A 596-nucleotide genomic window follows, 5' to 3' on the forward strand; every position below is an offset into this window, starting at 1 on the left:
GGCCTGCATCCAGGTGATCGTCGGCGCCTGGGGCGGGTGCGCGCGTCGGGATACCAGCAGCATGCCCCGTCATCAGAAGAAACAGCAGGCTGATGGCGGCGCAGAAGACCAACCATCGCCTGGCCGGACCACAGGGGGCGGGCCAGGCGGGCGGCGAATGGCGTAAGGGCGGGATCGACATGGCTTGAAGAAAATGCTCATCTGTCTGCGGGCGGCAGTTCATGATGACTGATGTGTTTCCACAGATCGTCGGTCAACTGGTCTAAGGAGAAGACGGTATCACCGCCATGGCGGCGTTGGAAAGCCGCCAGTTGCCCGGCATCCGAAAGGGCGATGATCGCCGGGCCCATGGGGCCGACCACATCGCTGCCGGCGACCCAGGTGGCCTTGCGTGCATCCGTGGGCCGGCCCGAGAAGTAATCCCGTACGCTGAGACGATCGATATCCGATGGCCGGGCATTCAGGTAGGCCGCGGGCCGCAGAAAGGCCCGCAGCAGACAACCATTGCTGCAGAAGTAAAACGTCGAGCCGTTGTTGAGGGTCATGGCCGCGGCCGACGCCGAATGCCGGGCCGGGAACATGGCGCACACCCGGAC

Annotated in this window: 1 protein-coding gene; it reads right to left on the bottom strand. The window is 64.8% G+C overall.

All coding sequences use genetic code 11. The features are described from left to right. Positions 1-197 precede the first annotated feature (197 nt). The coding region (locus JCM12296_RS35505; RefSeq protein WP_157068237.1) for a nitrous oxide reductase accessory protein NosL at positions 198-596 on the bottom strand (399 nt) is incomplete at its 5' end.

Source organism: Desulfosarcina cetonica JCM 12296, from assembly GCF_001311845.1.
Classification (GTDB): Bacteria; Desulfobacterota; Desulfobacteria; order Desulfobacterales; family Desulfosarcinaceae; genus Desulfosarcina; species Desulfosarcina cetonica.